This is a genomic window from Microbacterium sp. (assembly GCF_031178445.1).
Classification (GTDB): Bacteria; Actinomycetota; Actinomycetes; order Actinomycetales; family Microbacteriaceae; genus Microbacterium.
The window spans coordinates 87,212-105,132 of record NZ_JAPSIY010000004.1; the positions used below are offsets into that span (position 1 = coordinate 87,212).

The window sequence follows — 17,921 nt, forward strand, 5'->3', positions numbered from 1 at the left end:
TCTTCTCCTCGTCGGCCTTGGTCCGCTGTTCGTCAGTGATTCTCTTGGCGGCTGTTCGTGCCGCACGAATGCCTGATCACGATCCGGGGGCGGAGCCTGATCTGATGCAGCGGGCACTCATCTCCCTCGATGAGTCGCCGGAGCATGATGTCGCCGGCCATCCTGCCGATGCGATACTTCGGCGGCGCGACGGCGGTCAACGGGACCTCGGCCAGATCCGCCACTTCGTCGTCGTACGACACCAGCGCGAGATCGTCGGGGATCGAGACCCCTCCTCGGCGCGCGGCGCCTTCGAGCATGGTCGCCTCGCGGTCGCCGAAGATGAGCGCTGCAGTGGCCTCGAACTCGCGCAGCGCACGGAAGGCGGATGCCGCGCCGTCGGCCTCCCATTGCGCCTTGCCCTGCGAGAACTCCAGACCGGCGGGCAGCCGGAGATCCTCGACAGCGCGGCGGTACCCCTGAATCACGCCGGATTCGGTCACAGTGCGGGAGCGGGTGAGAAGCGCGATGCGCGTGTGGCCGAGCCGGGCGAGATGCGCGACCGCGTCGAAGGCGCCCCCCGCGTGATCCGAGCAGACGTGCTCGGTGGTGTCGGCCGGACCCAGCTCCTGAAGGCTGCGCTCGACGAGTACCACGGGAACCGGCAGCGCCATGAGCTGCTGAGCGCGTTCGAACGGCGCGTCGATGCCCGTCAGGGTCGGCGCGAGCAGCAGGCCGTCCACTCCGGCTTCGAGGAGCGCGGCGATCGATTCGTCTTCACGCTCGGGGCGATATCGGTACGTCGCGAGCTGAAGCGATGCGCCGGCCGCCGACAGCGACTCGTCGATGCCCTGCAGCACCCGGGGGTAGTAGAGCTGGGTGTCGGGCAGCAGCACACCGATGCGCCGGCGCACGCTCTGCTCGCGCGGTCGCGCTTGGGCCACGAAGCTGCCAGCGCCCTGCCTGCGCACAACGATCCGCTCGGCGACCAGCTCGTCGAACGCCCGGCGCACCGTGGTCAGGGACAGGCCGGTCTCCTTCGACAGCTCCTGTTCCGTCGGGAGCTTCTGGCCGGCTGTCCAGGTGCCGGCCAGAATGCCGCGGCGCAGCTGGTCGGCGAGCACCTCGAACTTCAACCCGCGCGACTCCGCGTCGCGCACGGCTGTGCGCTTTCCCGGCATGCCCATCCCTCCGTCGTGCTTCCTACGATTCTGTTGCCGTGTAAGGAAGGAATAAAGACGTATTTTCCGATTCCTCTGGTCCGTTTAGCCGGTGGCTGCCGAATGGAGGCGGTTTCGACGATCATCTCTTCGCCACGAGTTTGCGATTACTCCTTGAATGCTCACTTCAACTGGCGCGAGAGTCGACCGACGCAGGCGAAGACGCCGCTCTCAGACGGGAAAGGAAATCCGATGGCGAAGATCCGAAAGCTCTCAGCAGTCGCCCTCATCAGCGCGGTCGCGCTCTCCGCTGCCGGATGCGCGTCCGGCGCAGGCGGCTCCGCCGACTCGACGGAACTCACCTACTGGTCGATGTGGAAGGAGGGCGAGGCGCAGCAGAAGGTCGTCGCCGCCGCGATCGCCGACTTCGAGAAGGAGACCGGCATCGACGTGAAGGTGCAGTGGCAGGGACGCGACAACATCAAGAAGGTCGTCCCCACGTTGAACACGAACAAGGTCCCCGATCTGGTCGACGGATCGTTCGCGAAGCTCGCGCCCGTCCTCGCCGAGACCGGGCAGGCCAAGCCGCTCGTCGAGGCGTATGACGCCGAGGTCGACGGCGAGAAGGTTTCCACGCTGGTGCCCGAGGCGTATCTCAAGGGTGACGTTCTCACGGTGGAGGGTGAGGACGCGCCCTGGATGCTGCCCTACTCGCTCACCAGCGACGCGATCTGGTTCAACGCTGCGCGTCACCCCGAGCTCGCGGACAGCCCGCCGAGAACGTGGGAGGACTTCCTCGCGGTCATGGACGAGATGAAGGCTGAGGGCGAGACGCCGCTCGCGATCGATGGCGATGTCGCAGGATACAACGCCTACTGGTTCACGTCGGCGATGGTGCGCGTCGCCGGTCCTGGGTCGCTCAAGGAGATCGCCGCCGACGAGACCGGTGAGGCGTGGGACTCCGACGAGGCGATCGAGGCCGCCGAGCTCGTCGAGCAGCTCGTCGACGGCGACTACTTCATCGACGGCTACAACGCCAGCAAGTGGCCGGCGCAGCAGCAGGCGTGGGCCGGCGATGACGCTGCACTGCTGTTCAACGGCACGTGGATCCCGACCGAGACCGGGCCCTACGCCGCGGACGGCATGGAGTACTCCTCGTTCCCGTTCCCGCTCGTCGACGGCGGCAGCAACGCCGAGCGCGCCGACTTCGTGGGCTTCGCGGTGCCGGCGAGAGCGCACAACGCCGGAAACGCGCAGCAGTTGGCCTCGTTCTTCCTGCGCAAGGAGTACCAGGACGCGCTCGGCACTGACGCGAAAATCCTGCCGATCCGACAGGACGCTGCCGTCAGCGAGGAGATGTCGACTGTGAAGGCTGCGCTGGATGCCGCCGACGGGTACTTCCTGCAGAACGACGGGATCAGCTTCCCCGGCTACACGGAGAAGCTGCTCTGGCCGGCGATCAACGACCTCGTGCTGGGCAAGACCGGCGCCGGCGAGTTCGTGAAGACGATGAAGAACGGCCAGATCGACTACTGGAAGCAGAACTCATGACGGAGGCGGCCACGGTGCCGGTGGCCCGCCCCGCCGTCCCGCGAGGACGGCGAGGCGGGGGCACCACGATCGACAAGGCCCGGCGGAGGCTGTTCGTGCCCTTCGTCGGCCCGGCGTTCCTCTTCTACACCGTGCTCTTCGTCGCACCGGCCGTGTTCGCCGTCTGGATCAGCTTCAACAGATGGGCGGGTGCGGGGCCCATGGAGTTCGTTGGACTCGGCAATTACACGCGGCTCTTCGCTGACAAGCTGTTCCTGCGCTCTTTCGGCAACACGCTGCTGCTGCTGTTCGTCGTCGGCCTGGCGATCTTCGTCATCGCCTTCGGCCTCACGCTGGTGCTGCGCGACATGGTCGGGCGCAAGGTCGCCCGGTCGGTGATCTTCTTCCCCCACCTCGTGAACGCCATGATCTTCGGCGTCCTGGCCGGTTTCATCTTCAATCCCGGCGGGCTCGTGAACACGCTGCTCGCCGGTCTCGGCGTCGAGGAGCCGCCGGCATGGCTGTCGCAGGACAATCTGTTCCCCCTCATCATGGTGATGCTCACCTGGATAACCACGGGATACTTCACCACCATCCTCATGGCGGGCGTCGACCGCATCCCGCCGTACTACTACGAGGACTGCGCGCTCGCCGGAGCCAGCGCTTTCCAACGTCTGCGCTACGTCATCCTCCCGCTGACCTGGGATGTCTTCGGCACCTGCGCGGTGCTGTGGACGATCTCGTCGGTGAAGATCTTCGAGATCATCTGGATCTTCGGCGGCTCCAGCGGACAGGGCATGCCGCCCACTCAGACCTGGACGACTGCCGTGTACACCTATGTGACCGCGTTCTCCGGCGAATCCGTGCCCGCCTACGGCGCCGCCTCTGCCTCGGCGGTGCTGTCGCTCGCGCTGGTGTCGGTGCTGGTGCTGCTGCTGCGCCGCGTGATGAAGCGCGACGCGATCGAGTTCTAGGAGAAGACCGTGACCGTGACAGAGATGCCGCCCGTCACCGACGTGACCACCCGAACCGTCGTGATCCCGCCTGATCGTCGCCGACCACGCCCCAGGCGGGCCGCCATCGGACGCGACCGTAGCCTGCTGCGCGGGATCGGCCTCGTGTTGCTGTGGCTGTTCGTCGCGCTGAACATCGCGTGGATGGTGTGGATGGTCATCCAGGCGTTCCGCGACACCCGCTCCATCCTCAACGACCCCTGGGGGCTGCCGACCTCCCTCGATCCGGTGAACTTCGTCGCGGCCTGGACCGTCGGTGATTTCGCGACCGCCACCATGAACAGCGTCGTGACCACCGTCGTGTCGTCGTTCCTCACCGTCGCGGTCGCAGCCCCAGCCGCCTACTACCTCAGCCGCGTGGAGAACCGCGTCACGAACTCCCTCACCCTCTACTTCGTGCTCGGCCTCGGGATCCCCGCGCAGGTGATCGTGATCCCGCTGTTCGTGATGCTGAACGAGGTGTACCTGACCGACAGCCTGATCGGGCTCAACCTGGTGTACATCGGCGTCTCGATGCCGTTCACCGTGTTCCTGCTGACGGCGTTCTTCCGCTCTCTCCCCCTCGAGATGGAGGAGGCGGCAGCGCTCGACGGCTCCACCGCGTTCGGCACGTTCTGGCGCATCACGCTACCGCTCGCGAAGGGTGGCATCCTCACCGCATTCGTGCTGCAGGTCATCTCGCATTGGAACGAGACCCTGCTCGCGCTGACGCTGCTCCAGTCCACCGAGAAGTACACTCTCCCGGTTGCGCTCATCTCTTTCATCCAGCAGCAGACATACTCCGGTGCCGACTGGGGAGGGCTCTTCGCCGGGCTGTGCATCGTCGTGCTCCCGATGCTCGCCATCTACCTGTGGCTGGGTCGACGACTGACCGAAGGGCTCACCCTCGGCATGGGCAAGTAGTCGGGCAGGCGAGTGAGCCGGCGCCCTCAGAAGATGACGAGGAGGCCCAGTACCGCCACGGCGACCGACCCGACAGCGAGCACAAGGGGAACCAGGAACGGCTCGCCGCGACGCGCGTGCGTGACGATCGCGCCGGCCATGAGGGCGGCGAGCGACAGCCCGGCGACGGGGCTGAGGCCCATCGCGACTCCGGACAGCATCGGCAGAACGAGCCCAGCTGCCCCCGCGATCTCCGCTGCGCCGATCAGCTTCACCTGAGCATCGGTGAAGTCATCGACGTAACCCATGCCGGCGGTCTTGAGCGCGGATCTCGACCGCAGCAGCTTGGTGACGCCCGCCACGAGGAAGAGGACGGTGAGAGAGCCGGCCGCGGCCCAATAGGCGATCCACATGATGATGTCTCCTCTCGAGCACCGTATCGATGGTGCGATGGCTTTCCGGACAATCGGAGTACAGAGTCTTCCGGGGCGAGGGCCGCCCGTTCATCGCCGCCGGATGCGACGGTCGACGAGCAACGCCACGACGATGCCGATGATCGCGCGTCGGCGTCGGGAGCCCGAACATCATCTCCAGTTCGAGGGCAGGGCGCCGCCTCGCAGAATCGTCAGGCACTCGTCCTCTTGACGACCGACTGGGCGCCCCACGCGATGAGGCCGCAGACGGCGCCGGTGAGCGCGCTGGTGAACATCCCGCTGAACAGCGCCGCGATTCGGGGGATGACGGTCGCGCCCGGACTCTCTCCGAGCGCCGGTGGGTGGCCCTGGTAGGCCGCCTCCCAGAGCAGTTGGTGGGTGGTGACGAGCATCACGCCGAAGATGACGCCGATGATCAGCACCGTGATGAACGGGCTGGGAACCTTCTTGATCACGGCAGCTGCTATCCAGATCGCCATCGGACCCAGAGCGAGCACCCAGCTCAGGATGTGGTTCTGCTCGATGATGTGAAGGTCGTGCAGGATCACCCGGGGGAGTCCGAGGGCCGCTAGGCCGACCAGTGCGACGAAGGGGAACCCGAGGCCGGTGTTCCGTGGAGTTTCGGAGGGCGCGTGATGAGTCATGCCCGCCACGGTAGGCGGCCGGATCGGGACACGTCATCCGCTTGGTGACGACAACGCGGTCGCGCGCAGGAGACAATCCGCGTCGACCCGCTTGACTACTCATCGTGCCGGTCGTGCACCGTTCCCCGGACGTCGCCCGTCGACGGGCGACGTCGCTCCGGAGCGACGGCAGCCTCCGTCGCGGATCAGCAGTGGAAGTCGCCCCTCGAGGGCTTCACCGACACCACCCGCCGAGCAGGCTGTCCGTGCATCGTCCACTACGAGCGAGGACCGTCGTGAGCATCAAAGAGCCGAACCTGAACGTCATCACCCTCGACCGCACCGCTACGCACCGCGCCGCTGTGCTGCTCGGGAGAGGAATGGCAGACAATCCCGTCCACGTCGCGGTGTACCGAGGGGGCGATGAGCACCGTGCCCGCTGCCACGCGCGGCTCACTCGAACGCTGCTGACCACGTCGGCGCTGGACATCGAGGGCGTGGAGCAGGCGGGCGAACTCATCGGCGTCGCCGCCTCAGCCGCGCCAGGACGATGCCAGCCGTATCCCCCGGCGCGATTGAGGCTGCTGGCGACGGCCTCGACGCTGGGCGTGCCGATCCTCTCGCGGCTGCTCGAATGGAACCGGACGTGGGCGCGTCACGACCCGACAGAACCACACGTGCATCTCGGGCCGGTGTCGGTCGACCGCCACCTCCGCGGACGCGGCATCGGTAGTCTGCTCCTTCTGCGTCACGTCGCGAGACTGGACGCGATCGGTGCAGTCGGATACCTGGAGACGGACCGCCCCGAGGCGGTGGGCTTCTACAACCGGTTCGATTACGCGGTCATCGGCGAAGCCGATGTGCTCGGCGTGCCCACGTGGTTCATGCGCCGACCGGCGGGGTGATCGGTCACTCCTCGACCAGCCCGGATCTGTGCGCGAGCACCACGAGCTCCGGTCGGTCACGGGCGCCGAGCTTCGCGAGGATGCGGCTGACGTAGGTTCGTGCGGTGGCCGGGCTCAGATGCAGCCGGACCGCGATCTCATCGTTCGTGTCGCCGTGTCCGATCCGTGCCAGCACCTCGAGCTCGCGGGCGCTCAGGAACGCCAGCCTCGGGTCGGGTGCAGCTGCGGCCCGCCCCGTCGCGACCATGTTCATCAGCCGCTCGGTGATCGCGGGCGAGAGCAGGCGCTCACCGTTCGCAGCGCGGTGGACGGCGGCGCGCAGCTCGTCGCGGGGCGTGTTCTTCAGCAGGTAGCCGACGGCGCCCGCCCGAATGGCCTCGACGATGTCCTGGTCGTCGTCGAACGTCGTGAGCACCACGACGCTGGTCTCGGCGAGACGGTCGTCCGCGCGGATCATCCGTGTCGCCTCGATGCCGTCCATGACCGGCATCCGCAGATCCATCAGGACCACATCGGGCCGGTGTCGGCGCACCGCTTCGACACCGCGACGCCCGTCGGTGGCCTCCGCGACAACGCGGATCGACTGGTCGCGGGAGAGGAGCGTCCGCAGCCCCGTCCGCACCAGATCCTGGTCATCGACGAGCACGACGGAGGTCATGACGCAGCCTCCGCCGGAAGCGACGCGCGTACGGCGAATCCGGATGCTTCCCGACCGGCCGAGAAGCTACCACCGAGGAGCAGTACTCGCTCTTGCATCCCGGCAAGGCCGCGTCCCTTCCACACTCGGTTTCGCGGGTCCGCAGGCGTGCGGTCCCCCACCCCGTCGTTGACGACGCTGACGTCCACATGGCCCTCCCGCCGGATGATGTTCACGTCGACGCGGGACGCCGCGGCATGGCGCACGACGTTCGTGATCGACTCCTGCACGATCCGGTAGATCGCCTCCTCCACCCCGGGCGGCAGCGGTGACGGCACCGACACGTGCGTGTGTACCGTGAGACCGGACTGGCGCGCGGGACGGATCGCCGTCTCCAACTCGCTGAGCCTGGGCGCCGCATGACCCGCTCCGTCCTCCTTTCGCAGGCGCGCGACGGTGCGCCGAAGCTCCTCGAACGAGCCGGACGCGGTCTCGGAGATCACCCGAAGCGAGTCGCGGATGGTCGCGTCGTCCGGGTACGGTCGTTCGTCGGCGTCGAGCGTCTCCTCGGCGATCTGCGTGTGCAGGGTCACCACCGTGAGCGCGTGCCCGACCGAATCGTGCAGCTCTCGGGCGATCGCCAGCCGTTCTGACATCGTCTGCTTCTCCGCCTCTCGCAGGGACCGTTCCGCGACCAGCGACGCGATCTCGGATGCCTGCTGTCGCAGCGATCGCCGGGAGCGCACGCTGTCGCCGAACGCGATGGCTCCGCCGAGGAGCAGTGCGTGGCCCGGCAGGTCGTAGCCGACGACCACGGCCGGGTCCTGGCCGGCGGCGAGGCGGTAGGCGACGGAGATCAGCAGGAGGGCGGCCGACGTGATGATGGCGGCCGTCATCCGTCCGCGCTCCGCGGCGGAGAACACGGCCGCGGCGAGCGGCACCGCAACGCCGATGGCGGGGTATCCCGCCGCATAGTACGACAGGACGGCGGCGGCGGACAGGACGACGACCACGACCGGGTACCGCCGGCGAGCGAGCATGAGACCGCCCAGACCGAATGCCCACAGGTACGCCCACCCGTCCGGATCGGCGTTCTCGATGTCCGCCGCGATGAACAGGGACACGATGAGCGTCACGCCCACCCCGAGTATGACGTCGAGGAACCGCGGCCGCGGGTGCGCGATGCGGTCGTCCTCCGCGTGGGCCTTGCCTGTCATGCAGTCATGCTAGATCTTGCGGTCACCACCGCGGAGTCGCCCGCAGGCGACATCCCGCGCGCGGCGCGGGCGCGGTGAGGGTCCGAAGCGGGACCCACGCGAACGGACCTCCGCGGCGCTGTCGCCTCCGGACGACGGGTCTGTCGATCACCGACGTACGCGGCGGCCTCCTCGCCATCCCTAACGTGCACGACATGACACAGAGAGCAGATCGCAGCCGGCACGGCCGGAGTCGGAAACACACCGGCAGGCTGATCGGTCCTGGAATTCTCCTCGGCGCGACCGTGCTGGTCGTGGCGACGACGTTCACCGCCTGCGCCTTCGAGTCGGATCTCCGCTCGGACTCGACGGTGTTCGCGCCAAAGAGCCCGCCGTCCTTCGACATGGCGCTGCCCATTCCGCCGCTGGCCGATTCCGAGGTGATCGACGGCGTGCGGGTCTTCTCGCTGACGGCAGAGGAAGGCATGTCGGAGTTCGTGGACGGCGTGATGACCACGACTTGGGGCTTCAATGGCGACTATCTCGGGCCGACGCTTCGTGCGCAACGCGGCGAGGACGTCGCTGTCGAAGTGTCGAACCACCTCGCCGAGACGACCACGGTGCATTGGCACGGCATGCACCTCCCCGCCGCTATGGACGGTGGGCCCCACCAGCCGATCGAGGCCGGCGGGAACTGGCGTCCGCAGTGGCGGATCGACCAGCCGGCGGCGACCCTCTGGTACCACCCGCACCCGCATGGCGAGACGGAGGAGCATGTGATCCGCGGACTCGCCGGGATGTTCATCCTCGACGACGAGAGATCCGGCGCTCTTGGGCTGCCTTCCCAGTACGGCGTCGACGACGTTCCGGTGATCGTGCAGGACAAACGCCTCCGCTCCGACGGGGAGTTCGCGCTGGACTCCGAGGGCAACGAGATCGGCCTGCTGGGAAACATGGTGCTCGTCAACGGTGCATGGGGTGCGATGCTTGACGTGACCACCGAACTCGTGCGCCTGCGCATCCTCAACGGCTCCAGCGCCCGCACCTACGACTTCGCCCGCGACGACCGACGGGACTTCGCTCTCGTGGCCACCGACGGAGGACTACTCGAACGGCCGGTCACCACCGATCACGTGCGTCTCTCGCCCGGTGAGCGCGCCGAGATCGTCGTCGCGATGCAGCCCGGGACGGAGACGATGCTGCGGTCGCTGCCTCCCGACCTCGGTGACGTCGCCGAGCCGTTCGCCTTCGGAGGCAACTCCGAGTTCGACGTGATGCTGCTGCGAGCGGCCGACGTGCTCGAGCCGTCCGCACCGCTCGCCGAGCAGTTCGCCGAGATAGAGCGATTCGCTGAATCCGACGCCGACAACACCCGGACGTTCGAGGTGCAGAATCGGGAGATCAACGGCCAGCGCATGGATATGGACCGCATCGACGAAGTGATGCAGGTGGGCTCGACCGAGCTCTGGAACGTCACCAATCGCGATCTCTTCCCGCACAATTGGCACGTGCACGACGTGCAGTTCCAGGTGCTCGACATCGATGGGAAGGCTCCGCCGGAAGAGCTCAGAGGGTGGAAGGACACCATCTATCTCGAACCGCGACGGCGGTACCGGATCATGATGCGATTCGAGGACTACGTCGACGACGAGAATCCGTACATGATCCACTGCCATCTGCTGCTCCACGAGGACGAGGGGCTCATGTCGCAGTTCGTGGTCAGCGATGACCGTCCCAGCCGCAACTCCGGTATGGGCGGCTCCGGTGACGGCCACGGGCATTGACGGCGCGACCGGGAGATGGATCTCGCGGCGGCGGTGCTGGCACGATCGCTGTGGTGTGTGGTCCGCGAGGAGACCGCCCCGGCCCGGACAAAAGAGGTCCGACGTTGAGCATCGAACCCGATGAGCAGGAAAGGGACCTGCTCCGGCGCGTGAACAGCCGGCACCGGCTCTGGAGCCGCTCGGACGCGGTCGACGTACTCGCGAGGAGCGTCGAGAGCACGACCTTCGCCGTCGGCGGCTGCATCGTCCGGCACGGTGACGGCGAGGCCGTCTCACGGGAAGCCGCGCTGCTCGCCGCTCTCACGAGTGCGGGGGGTGTTCCCGTCCCGACTCCCCTCGTCCACGAGGCGACCCTCGGGGTGCTCGTCACGCGACGGCTTCGCGGCACGCCGGTCATCCGGGGCTCGCGATGCGACCCGGCATCCGTGCAGCGTGCAGTGGTCGACGTGCTGACGGCATTGCGCCGCGTCGGCCCGCCCGTAGGGCTGCTCGCCGACCTGTATCCGAACGAAGCGTGGCACCGAGACGCGGTCGAGGGGTTTCGTGCGGTCCGTGGGCACCTCTCCGGCCAGCGCATCCGACTCGTCGAGGATTTCCTCGACGAGCCCCCGCCGCCGACCCGAGGAGAATCCGAGCCGCAGCACAACGACCTCGGTGCCGAGCACATCCTGGTGGATGAAGCCGGACGGGTGACGGGGATCGTCGACTGGGCCGATGCCGCACGAGCGGACCGCGCCCGCGACCTCGGGTCCATCTTCCGCGATTTCGGCGAGAACGTGATGCGCGGGGCGGCATCAGGCCTGAGCATCGCGGTGACCGAAGCGGAGTTCGGCAGGATCGTCTTCCACGCCCGATGCAAATGGATCGAAGACATGGCGTTCGCTGTGCAGGATCCGGTGCACCGCGCGGCTTATCTCGCGAACGCCGACCGCACCTTCGAGCACACCTTCGCCACGACGCGGTGAGCGTGCCGTCAGCGCAGCAGCCGCCGCGCTTCCGCCAGAGCACGCGCCAGCGGATGATCGGCATCGCCGACGACGACATCCGGAGTGATGCCGTTCTGATCCCAATTGGTGCCGGTGCGCGGATCGACCGGGGCCCCGGTCGGGATGAGTACATGGAAGCCGCTGCGATCGGCGAAGCTCTCCACCGGGTTGGCTGCACCGGCGGTCCGCCGCCCGACGATCACGGCTCTGCCCGTACTCTGCAGCGTGTAGGTCAGGCTCTCGGCCGCCGACGCCGTTCGTTCATCCACGAGGGCGACAAGCGGAATATCCGCGAGCCGGCCTGCCGGACGGCGCGGACGAGTGCGGACCACGCGTGCCGGCTCGCCTCTGCGGGTGAAGGTGAGTACGTGCACGGCATCCGGCCCAAGGAATGCGGACAGCAGGTGCTCGGTCATCGACGGCCAGCCGCCAGGGTTGCCACGCACATCGACGATGGCCGCGTCACAGTGCTCCAGACCGGTCAGGCAGTCGTCGGCGAGTGCGGCCGCATCCGCCGACATCGCGTCGTCGAACCTGCTGACCGCGAGGATCCCGATCCCGCCCACGGCGCGCAAGCTCATCGCGGAATCGGAATCGGCATCGCGCTGGGGAACCGAGCGAATCAGCGATGATGGCGCCCCCCAGGTCACCGCGAAGTGACGGTCGTGGGTGCGCAGCTGCGCAGTGAGTTCGCGAGCGAGCGCCGAGGAGGAGAGTCCGCTGGAACGCACCGGACGGCGACGCAGCCCGTCCGCGCACACGTCCGCAACGGAGGGGAAGACGTAGTGCTTCTCGATAAGGTCCGCAAGGCCGTCGAGTGCCTGCCGCTGGGCGGCCGCCGTGACCCAGCGGATCGTCGGGCCGGGAGGGGTGGTGGTGCTCGTCACGACGTATCTCCTCTTGTGAGTCCATGGATGCGCCACGATAGTGAGCCGTCGGTCCGGGCGATGTCGCCCCAGAGCGACGACTCACGTCGATCGGTGTCTCAAGCCAGCGGCAGCGCGTCGTCGTACGCCGAACGCGAGAGTTTCGGCTGATCGCCGAACACCCGGGTCATGCCTGGCTCGGTGCGCCAGGCGGGCCAGCCCGGGTCGCCGTCACGGACGAAGGAGACGGCGGCGGCGTGCATGTCGTCGGCGAGCCACTGCGGCGGGTCCTCGCCGGCGAGGGCGGCTACGTGCTTCTCGCCGAGGCAGTCCCACCAGAACGGCACGTCTAGGCAGTGACACGACCATCCCTGCGCCGGTGAGACCCACGCGAACCGGTAGACCCAGGTGTCGGAGCCGCGTCGCGCTTCGGCCACGCGCACCACGAGCGAGCGGAACACCCTGTCGGTGACGAATCGGCCGAGCACGGCGACGGCCCCGCGGCGGGTGCGGTTCGCCCGCAGCCATCGGCGGCGTCGCGGGCCGGCCGTCTCGAGCAGCCGAAGGGCGAGACGCGCGGGGATGCGGCGCAGCATCCGCGGTGCGGTGTCGAACACCATCGTGAACTCGTCGTCGGTGGCCCCGAGGAGCAGCGGCTTGCCGGCGCCGACGCCCGCCGCCAGAGACTCCGGCGCCGGGCGCTCGATCAATTCACCGTCGATGACGGGGCCCCAGGGCAGTCCGTCGGTGAGCACGGCCGTGGTCGCGGCGAGTCCGGCCTTGCCGAGCAGCGACGCCTCGTACTGGCGTCGGGTGAGCTCACGCTCCTTGACCGCTCTGAACCCGTCGAGCGTCGCCTCGGTCACGCCTGCCATCCCCGCGAGCTGGATGCTGCGCCGACGGGCGCGTTCGCGGGGCAGATCGCCGAGTGCCGCGCTGAACGCCATCCCGGCGCGGAACAGATGCTGGGCGCTCGCCATGCCGAGCAGCGTGAGCACCGCCCCGCCCCCGGCGGACTGTCCGGCGATGGTCACCTTCTCGGGATCTCCGCCGAACGCCGCGATGTTGCGCTTCACCCACTCGAGGGCTGCGAGCCAATCGCGCACCCCACGGTTGTCGGGCGCATCGTCGATGACGCCGAAGCCGTCGAACCCGAGCCGGTAGGACAGGGTGACGGTCACCACGCCGTCGCGGCTGAACGACCGGCCGTCGTACCAGGGGCTCGCAGGGGAACCGGCGGAATACCCGCCGCCGTGGATCCACACCAGCACTGGGAGAGAGCCTTCCACGGCGGGGGTGAAAACGTTCACGTTCAGTGTGCTCGCGCCCGGCACGCTCGGTTCGGGGATGAGCGCGTTCGGCTCCTCACGTCGCTGCGGTGTGGCGCCGTACGTGGTCGCATCCAGCACCTCGGTCCATGGTTCGACCGGCTGCGGGGCGAGGAGCCTGCGCCGGCCTGTCGGCGGTGCCGCATACGGGATGCCGAGGAATGCGAGGTCGTCGTCGCGGCGGAGACCGCGTACCGGGCCCTCTGCGGTCTGCACGATCGGCGCTTCTGTCATGAGCATCACCTCGCCTCCAGTATCGCGGTCGTGCTGGCATACGGCATCCAGACGAACGACGCGAGTGTTGTCCACGTATTCGTTGTCGAAAGGTGATCTCACAACGGATCCCGTCGCATTCTGCGAAATGTTCTTCGCTTTTCGCTTCCGAACTCGGTCTCCTTGTGGTTGACTGTCGGCACGGTATTCCTCGATGCGGAGGTCCAATGGGTGCTCAGGCAACGTCGTCGGATGGCGGCACGCGCACAGGCGGGGTCGAGATCGCCGGGGTCACGAAGACCTACGGCGACGCAACGGCCGTCGATGACCTGTCGCTGTCCGTCCAGCCGGGAGAATTCCTCTCGCTGCTGGGGCCGTCAGGATGCGGCAAGACGACGACGCTGCGCATGATCGCCGGGTTCGAACACCCCGACGACGGCGATATCCGGATCTCAGGGCGCAGCGTGCTGGGCCTGCCGCCGCACCGGCGCGAAGTCAACACGGTCTTCCAGGCCTACGCGCTCTTCCCGCACATGACGGTGGCCGAGAACGTCGCCTACGGGCTCCAGCAGCGCCGCGTGCCCAAGGCCGAGCAGCGGCAGAGGGTCGCCGAAGCGCTCGACATGGTGCAGCTGCGCCGATTCGCCGACCGCAAGCCCACGCAGCTGTCGGGCGGCCAGCAGCAGCGCATCGCCCTGTCGAGAGCGCTCATCAACCGCCCGAGCGTGCTGCTGCTCGACGAGCCGCTCGCGGCGCTGGACCGTCAGCTGCGCGAGGAGATGCAGGTGGAGCTCAAGCTCCTGCAGGCGCGTCTGGGGACGACGTTCGTCTTCGTCACCCACGATCAGGGCGAGGCGCTGTCGATGAGCGACCGGATCGCCGTGATGCGCAACGGGCGCATCGAACAGCTCGGCGATTCCTCGAGCATCTACGCCGAGCCCGCCTCGGCCTATGTGGCCTCGTTCATCGGACAGCAGAACTTCCTGCACGGCACCGCCGGCGAGGCGGACGACGTGCAGACCGCACGGGGCAGGTTCGAGGGGCGCTGGGGTGGAGAGCGGGTCGCCGCGGGAGAAGCCGCGCTCGCGGCGATCCGGCCCGAGTTCATCCGACTGGAACCGGCGAACTCCGTCGGGACCGGCGTGGACGGGCGCGTGCTCGGCGTCTCACACCTCGGCGAGACGCTCCAGGTGGTCGTCGGAATCGGAGACGGCGAGACCCTGCTCGTGCGCACCCCGGCACCCACCGCGCCCCGCGTGCAGGAAGACGATCCCGTGCGCTGCACCTGGTCGCCCGAACATGTGCGGCTGTTCGGGGCGGAGGGTGTGCCCACGACCGCCACGCACGTCATCGCGCTCCCCGAGACCGTGCGAGCCTGACCAGAAGACCGACCGACCACAGCCCGAAAGCACGAAGGAGTGCAGACATGAACGACGCACCCGGCATCCGCATCCTCGCCGACAGCAGCCTCGCACCCGTGCTGCGGCATCAGCTCACGCGCCGCGGCTTCATCGGCACCCTCGCGGCGCTGGGGGCCGCGGGAGTCCTCACCGCGTGCTCGCCGGGGGGCGGGGGGCAGCCCGCACCGCAGGCCACCGGCGGAACCGTCGAGGACACGCTCTCCGTCTACAGCTGGGGCGAGTACGACGCCCCGGAGGTCGTCGAGGCGTTCACCAACGAGCACGGCGCGAAGGTCGTGATGGACACCTTCGCATCGAACGAGGAGATGATCGCCAAACTCGTCGCGGCGAAGGGCACGAGCGGCTACGACCTCGTCGTGCCGACCGGGGTGTTCATCCCGCAGATGATCGAGAACGGCCTGCTCGCCAAGCTCAACCTCGACCTGATCCCCAACATCGAGCACATGGACCCGGCGTTCCTCGGTCGCGCGTGGGATCCCGAGAACGAGTACTCGATCTGCAAGGCGTGGGGCACCACCGGCTTCGTGTACGACAAGACCGTCATCACCCGTGAGCTCAAGACTTGGAGCGACTTCATCGACGCCGCGCAGAACGAGGCATCCGGCAAGACCTCCGTCCTCGATGATCCTGCGCCGCTGGGCGGCATCTACTACTGGGCGAACGGGATCGACTGGAACACGACCGACCCTGAACACCTCGACGCCTGCGAGAAGTTCCTCGTCGAAGAGCTCGCCCCCCACATCTCGGCGTTCGACTCCTACCCCGGCGGCAGTGCCATCCCGCAGGCGTCGCACGTGCTGATGCAGGTGTGGAACGGCGACGCGCGCATCGGCATCATGGAGTCTCCCGACCCGGATCGCTGGCAGTGGGTGCTCGGCGCACCCGACACCGAGCTGTGGATGGACAACTGGGCTCTGGCGACCGGCGCGCCGCATCCCGAAGCCGCGCACGCGTTCCTGAACTTCATCCTCACCCCCGAGAACCAGCTCGCCCAGGTCGACTACATCGGATACGACACCGGCGCCAAGGGCATCCGCCAGGCGGCGGAGGAGGCTGGGCTCGAGATGCTCGACATGGTGTTCTTCGACGAGGCGCAGGTCAAGACCATGCACGAGGGCAAGGTCACCGAGGCGCAGGAGCGCGTCGTCGAGATCTGGAACAAGACGAAGGCCGCTGCCGGTGCGTAGCCCGCGCTTCGCGCTGGCGCTGCCTGCGTGGGCGTGGCTGCTGTTCTTCTTCGTCGCGCCGATCGCGATGGTGGTGTGGTTCAGCTTCGGGTACAAGCCGGGCATCTTCGGCACGCACGCGAACGACCGGCTGTCCTTCGACCGATACCTCGAGGCGCTCTCGCCGACCTTCTTCGCCACGTTCCAGAACACACTCTGGGTCGGGGTGCTCGGCACGGTGCTGTGCCTGATCATCGGCCTGCCGGTCGCCTACTGGATGGCCGTGAAGGCGCCGCCGGAACGCCGGGGACTGCTGCTGGCACTCGTGATGGTGCCGTTCTGGACGAACTTCCTGGTGCGCACCCTCGGTTGGCAGGTCGTGCTCGCGCCGGAGGGCTGGCTGTCGTCGCTGCTTCAGGGCGTGGGGCTCACGGAGGGCCCGCTCGAGATCCTCTACACGCGCTCGGCCGTGCTCATCGGCGTGGTCTACAACTACCTGCCGCTCATGATCCTGCCGCTGTTCGTCGCCTTCGACCGCGTGACCGCCCCGCTGCGCGAGGCGAGCAACGATCTCGGAGCAGGCCCTGCATCGACGTTCCTGAGAGTGACCGTCCCGCTCGCCAAGCCCGGCATCATCGCCGGCGTGCTGCTGGTGTTCATCCCGCTGATGGGCGACTACATCACGGCGACCGTCCTCGGCGGTGCGCAGGGCAACATGATCGGCCAGCTCGTCGCCAGCCAATTCGGCACGGCGCAGAACTGGGCGCTCGGCTCGGCGATGGCTGTGATGCTGATCCTGGTCATCGCCTTGACCGTGGCGGTCGCCGCCGCCGCGCTCTGGTTGGTCTCGCTGCCCTTCCGCCTGCGAGACCGGCTCGTCCTCGGCCCCGAACCGACGGCCTCCACCGCCGGCCCCGTCACGAAGGAGGCGGCCGTATGACCGCGCAGTCACGGCGGCGTGCAGGCCGCGTCGGCGACCGCTTGCTCACCGTCTGGGCTGTGCTCGTGTTCGCCTTCCTGTTCCTGCCGATCGTGGTCATCATCATCTCGTCCTTCAACTCGGGACGCCTGCTGGTCGCCTGGGATGGCTTCAGCCTCGCGCCGTTCGCCGCGCTCGTCGAGCGGCCGGTGATCCGCGAGGCGGTCATGGTGTCGCTGCGCACGGGCCTGATCGCCGCACTGCTGGCGTCGCTGCTGGGAACGCTCGCCGGGATCGCCATGGCGCGCCGCCCCGGCCGGTGGACGTGGTGGTTCCTCGGGCTGCTGCTGCTGGTTTCGGTGACCCCCGAGATCGTCGACGCCGTCGCGCTGTTGCCCTGGCTCGTGTTCCTGGGCCAGGATCTCGGCATGGCACTGTTCAGCGACGGGACGGCACGACTGGTGATCGGCCACTCGCTCTTCTCGATCGCGATCGTGTCGTACATCGTCAGAGCCCGCCTCGTCGGGCAGGACGCGCGCCTCGAGGAGGCATCGGCCGACCTCTACGCGACGCCCGCTCGCACCTTCCTCAAGGTGACGCTGCCGCTCGCGATGCCCGCGGTGCTCGCCGGATTCCTGCTGTCGTTCACCCTGAGCCTGGACAACACCATCGTGTCGGCCTTCGTGCAGGTGTCGGGAACGACCCCGTGGCCGGTGTACGTGCTCAGCTCACTGCGCAGCGGCCTGCGCCCGGAGATCGCCGCGGTGTCGACCGTCATGCTGGCGCTCACCCTGATCGCGCTCGGACTGGTCGCCCTCGTGCTCAAACGCGCCGGGGACTCGGCGTCCCAGATCGCCCGCACCATGGCAGGAGGCTGAC

General features: G+C 68.1%; 17 protein-coding genes. 10 read left to right on the forward strand and 7 right to left on the reverse strand.

Going from position 1 to position 17,921, the window contains the following annotated elements:
- Nucleotides 1-32 precede the first annotated feature (32 nt).
- Nucleotides 33-1,160: a substrate-binding domain-containing protein gene (locus tag RIN43_RS07120; RefSeq protein ID WP_309128207.1), complete on the reverse strand. Its 1,128-nt coding sequence runs from the start codon at nt 1,158-1,160 to the stop codon at nt 33-35.
- Nucleotides 1,161-1,391: 231 nt separating this feature from the next.
- Between RIN43_RS07120 and RIN43_RS07125 the strand changes: the two genes are divergently transcribed.
- The 3 genes from RIN43_RS07125 to RIN43_RS07135 are packed head-to-tail and all read left to right on the forward strand — an operon-like array spanning nt 1,392 to nt 4,585.
- Nucleotides 1,392-2,690 (forward strand): extracellular solute-binding protein, encoded by a 1,299-nt coding sequence (locus tag RIN43_RS07125; protein ID WP_309128208.1) that lies wholly within the window; start codon nt 1,392-1,394, stop codon nt 2,688-2,690.
- The gene (locus tag RIN43_RS07130) at nt 2,687-3,643 is read left to right on the forward strand and encodes a sugar ABC transporter permease (protein ID WP_309128209.1); all 957 of its coding nucleotides are present in this window, start codon (nt 2,687-2,689) and stop codon (nt 3,641-3,643) included. The genes RIN43_RS07125 and RIN43_RS07130 overlap by 4 nt, the downstream gene beginning before the upstream one ends.
- A gap of 9 nt (nt 3,644-3,652) precedes the next feature.
- A complete protein-coding gene (locus RIN43_RS07135; RefSeq protein ID WP_309128210.1) occupies nt 3,653-4,585 on the forward strand; it encodes a carbohydrate ABC transporter permease in 933 nt (310 codons plus the stop codon).
- 26 nt (nt 4,586-4,611) lie between these two features.
- On the opposite strand, the gene RIN43_RS07140 is transcribed toward RIN43_RS07135, so the two are convergent.
- Entirely contained in the window at nt 4,612-4,977 is a 366-nt protein-coding gene (locus RIN43_RS07140; protein ID WP_309128211.1) for a DoxX family protein, read from the reverse strand.
- Between the two features lie 212 nt (nt 4,978-5,189).
- On the reverse strand, nt 5,190-5,642 hold the full coding sequence (locus tag RIN43_RS07145; protein WP_309128212.1) for a hypothetical protein: 453 nt from the start codon (nt 5,640-5,642) through the stop codon (nt 5,190-5,192).
- A 275-nt stretch (nt 5,643-5,917) separates the two neighbouring features.
- Between RIN43_RS07145 and RIN43_RS07150 the strand changes: the two genes are divergently transcribed.
- The gene (locus RIN43_RS07150; RefSeq protein WP_309128213.1) at nt 5,918-6,526 is read left to right on the forward strand and encodes a GNAT family N-acetyltransferase; all 609 of its coding nucleotides are present in this window, start codon (nt 5,918-5,920) and stop codon (nt 6,524-6,526) included.
- A gap of 4 nt (nt 6,527-6,530) precedes the next feature.
- On the opposite strand, the gene RIN43_RS07155 is transcribed toward RIN43_RS07150, so the two are convergent.
- Together RIN43_RS07155 and RIN43_RS07160 are read right to left on the reverse strand one after the other, a co-directional pair.
- Complete coding sequence (locus RIN43_RS07155) at nt 6,531-7,184, reverse strand: response regulator transcription factor (RefSeq protein WP_309128214.1); 654 nt, start codon at nt 7,182-7,184, stop codon at nt 6,531-6,533.
- Complete coding sequence (locus RIN43_RS07160; RefSeq protein WP_309128215.1) at nt 7,181-8,380, reverse strand: sensor histidine kinase; 1,200 nt, start codon at nt 8,378-8,380, stop codon at nt 7,181-7,183. Before RIN43_RS07160 ends, RIN43_RS07155 begins: the two co-directional genes overlap by 4 nt.
- Before the next feature lie 194 nt (nt 8,381-8,574).
- On the opposite strand from RIN43_RS07160, the gene RIN43_RS07165 reads away from it, so the two are divergent.
- The gene (locus RIN43_RS07165; RefSeq protein WP_309128216.1) at nt 8,575-10,143 is read left to right on the forward strand and encodes a multicopper oxidase domain-containing protein; all 1,569 of its coding nucleotides are present in this window, start codon (nt 8,575-8,577) and stop codon (nt 10,141-10,143) included.
- 104 nt (nt 10,144-10,247) lie between these two features.
- A complete protein-coding gene (locus tag RIN43_RS07170) occupies nt 10,248-11,108 on the forward strand; it encodes a phosphotransferase (RefSeq protein ID WP_309128217.1) in 861 nt (286 codons plus the stop codon).
- Between the two features lie 8 nt (nt 11,109-11,116).
- On the opposite strand, the gene RIN43_RS07175 is transcribed toward RIN43_RS07170, so the two are convergent.
- Together RIN43_RS07175 and RIN43_RS07180 are read right to left on the reverse strand one after the other, a co-directional pair.
- The gene (locus tag RIN43_RS07175; protein ID WP_309128218.1) at nt 11,117-12,016 is read right to left on the reverse strand and encodes a S41 family peptidase; all 900 of its coding nucleotides are present in this window, start codon (nt 12,014-12,016) and stop codon (nt 11,117-11,119) included.
- Between the two features lie 98 nt (nt 12,017-12,114).
- Nucleotides 12,115-13,557, reverse strand: a complete 1,443-nt coding sequence (locus tag RIN43_RS07180) for a carboxylesterase family protein (RefSeq protein ID WP_309128219.1) — start codon at nt 13,555-13,557, stop codon at nt 12,115-12,117.
- A 206-nt stretch (nt 13,558-13,763) separates the two neighbouring features.
- On the opposite strand from RIN43_RS07180, the gene RIN43_RS07185 reads away from it, so the two are divergent.
- Genes RIN43_RS07185 through RIN43_RS07200 form a run of 4 tightly spaced genes read left to right on the forward strand, consistent with a single transcriptional unit; the run spans nt 13,764 to nt 17,920 of the window.
- On the forward strand, nt 13,764-14,915 hold the full coding sequence (locus RIN43_RS07185; RefSeq protein WP_309128220.1) for an ABC transporter ATP-binding protein: 1,152 nt from the start codon (nt 13,764-13,766) through the stop codon (nt 14,913-14,915).
- Nucleotides 14,916-14,962: 47 nt separating this feature from the next.
- Nucleotides 14,963-16,144, forward strand: coding sequence for an extracellular solute-binding protein (locus RIN43_RS07190; RefSeq protein WP_309128221.1), 1,182 nt, complete (start codon nt 14,963-14,965; stop codon nt 16,142-16,144).
- Nucleotides 16,137-17,063 (forward strand): ABC transporter permease, encoded by a 927-nt coding sequence (locus RIN43_RS07195; RefSeq protein WP_309128222.1) that lies wholly within the window; start codon nt 16,137-16,139, stop codon nt 17,061-17,063. Before RIN43_RS07190 ends, RIN43_RS07195 begins: the two co-directional genes overlap by 8 nt.
- Complete coding sequence (locus RIN43_RS07200; RefSeq protein WP_309128223.1) at nt 17,060-17,920, forward strand: ABC transporter permease; 861 nt, start codon at nt 17,060-17,062, stop codon at nt 17,918-17,920. Before RIN43_RS07195 ends, RIN43_RS07200 begins: the two co-directional genes overlap by 4 nt.
- Nucleotide 17,921 lies beyond the last annotated feature (1 nt).

Bases quoted from the DNA above. Each gene is read 5' to 3' on its own strand.
- RIN43_RS07120 (WP_309128207.1), bottom strand. From the start codon at position 1,160: ATGCCGGGAAAGCGCACAGCCGTGCGCGACGCGGAGTCGCGCGGGTTG.
- RIN43_RS07125 (WP_309128208.1), top strand. From the start codon at position 1,392: ATGGCGAAGATCCGAAAGCTCTCAGCAGTCGCCCTCATCAGCGCGGTC.
- RIN43_RS07130 (WP_309128209.1), top strand. From the start codon at position 2,687: ATGACGGAGGCGGCCACGGTGCCGGTGGCCCGCCCCGCCGTCCCGCGA.
- RIN43_RS07140 (WP_309128211.1), bottom strand. From the start codon at position 4,977: ATGTGGATCGCCTATTGGGCCGCGGCCGGCTCTCTCACCGTCCTCTTC.
- RIN43_RS07145 (WP_309128212.1), bottom strand. From the start codon at position 5,642: ATGACTCATCACGCGCCCTCCGAAACTCCACGGAACACCGGCCTCGGG.
- RIN43_RS07155 (WP_309128214.1), bottom strand. From the start codon at position 7,184: ATGACCTCCGTCGTGCTCGTCGATGACCAGGATCTGGTGCGGACGGGG.
- RIN43_RS07160 (WP_309128215.1), bottom strand. From the start codon at position 8,380: ATGACAGGCAAGGCCCACGCGGAGGACGACCGCATCGCGCACCCGCGG.
- RIN43_RS07165 (WP_309128216.1), top strand. From the start codon at position 8,575: ATGACACAGAGAGCAGATCGCAGCCGGCACGGCCGGAGTCGGAAACAC.
- RIN43_RS07180 (WP_309128219.1), bottom strand. From the start codon at position 13,557: ATGACAGAAGCGCCGATCGTGCAGACCGCAGAGGGCCCGGTACGCGGT.
- RIN43_RS07185 (WP_309128220.1), top strand. From the start codon at position 13,764: ATGGGTGCTCAGGCAACGTCGTCGGATGGCGGCACGCGCACAGGCGGG.
- RIN43_RS07190 (WP_309128221.1), top strand. From the start codon at position 14,963: ATGAACGACGCACCCGGCATCCGCATCCTCGCCGACAGCAGCCTCGCA.
- RIN43_RS07200 (WP_309128223.1), top strand. From the start codon at position 17,060: ATGACCGCGCAGTCACGGCGGCGTGCAGGCCGCGTCGGCGACCGCTTG.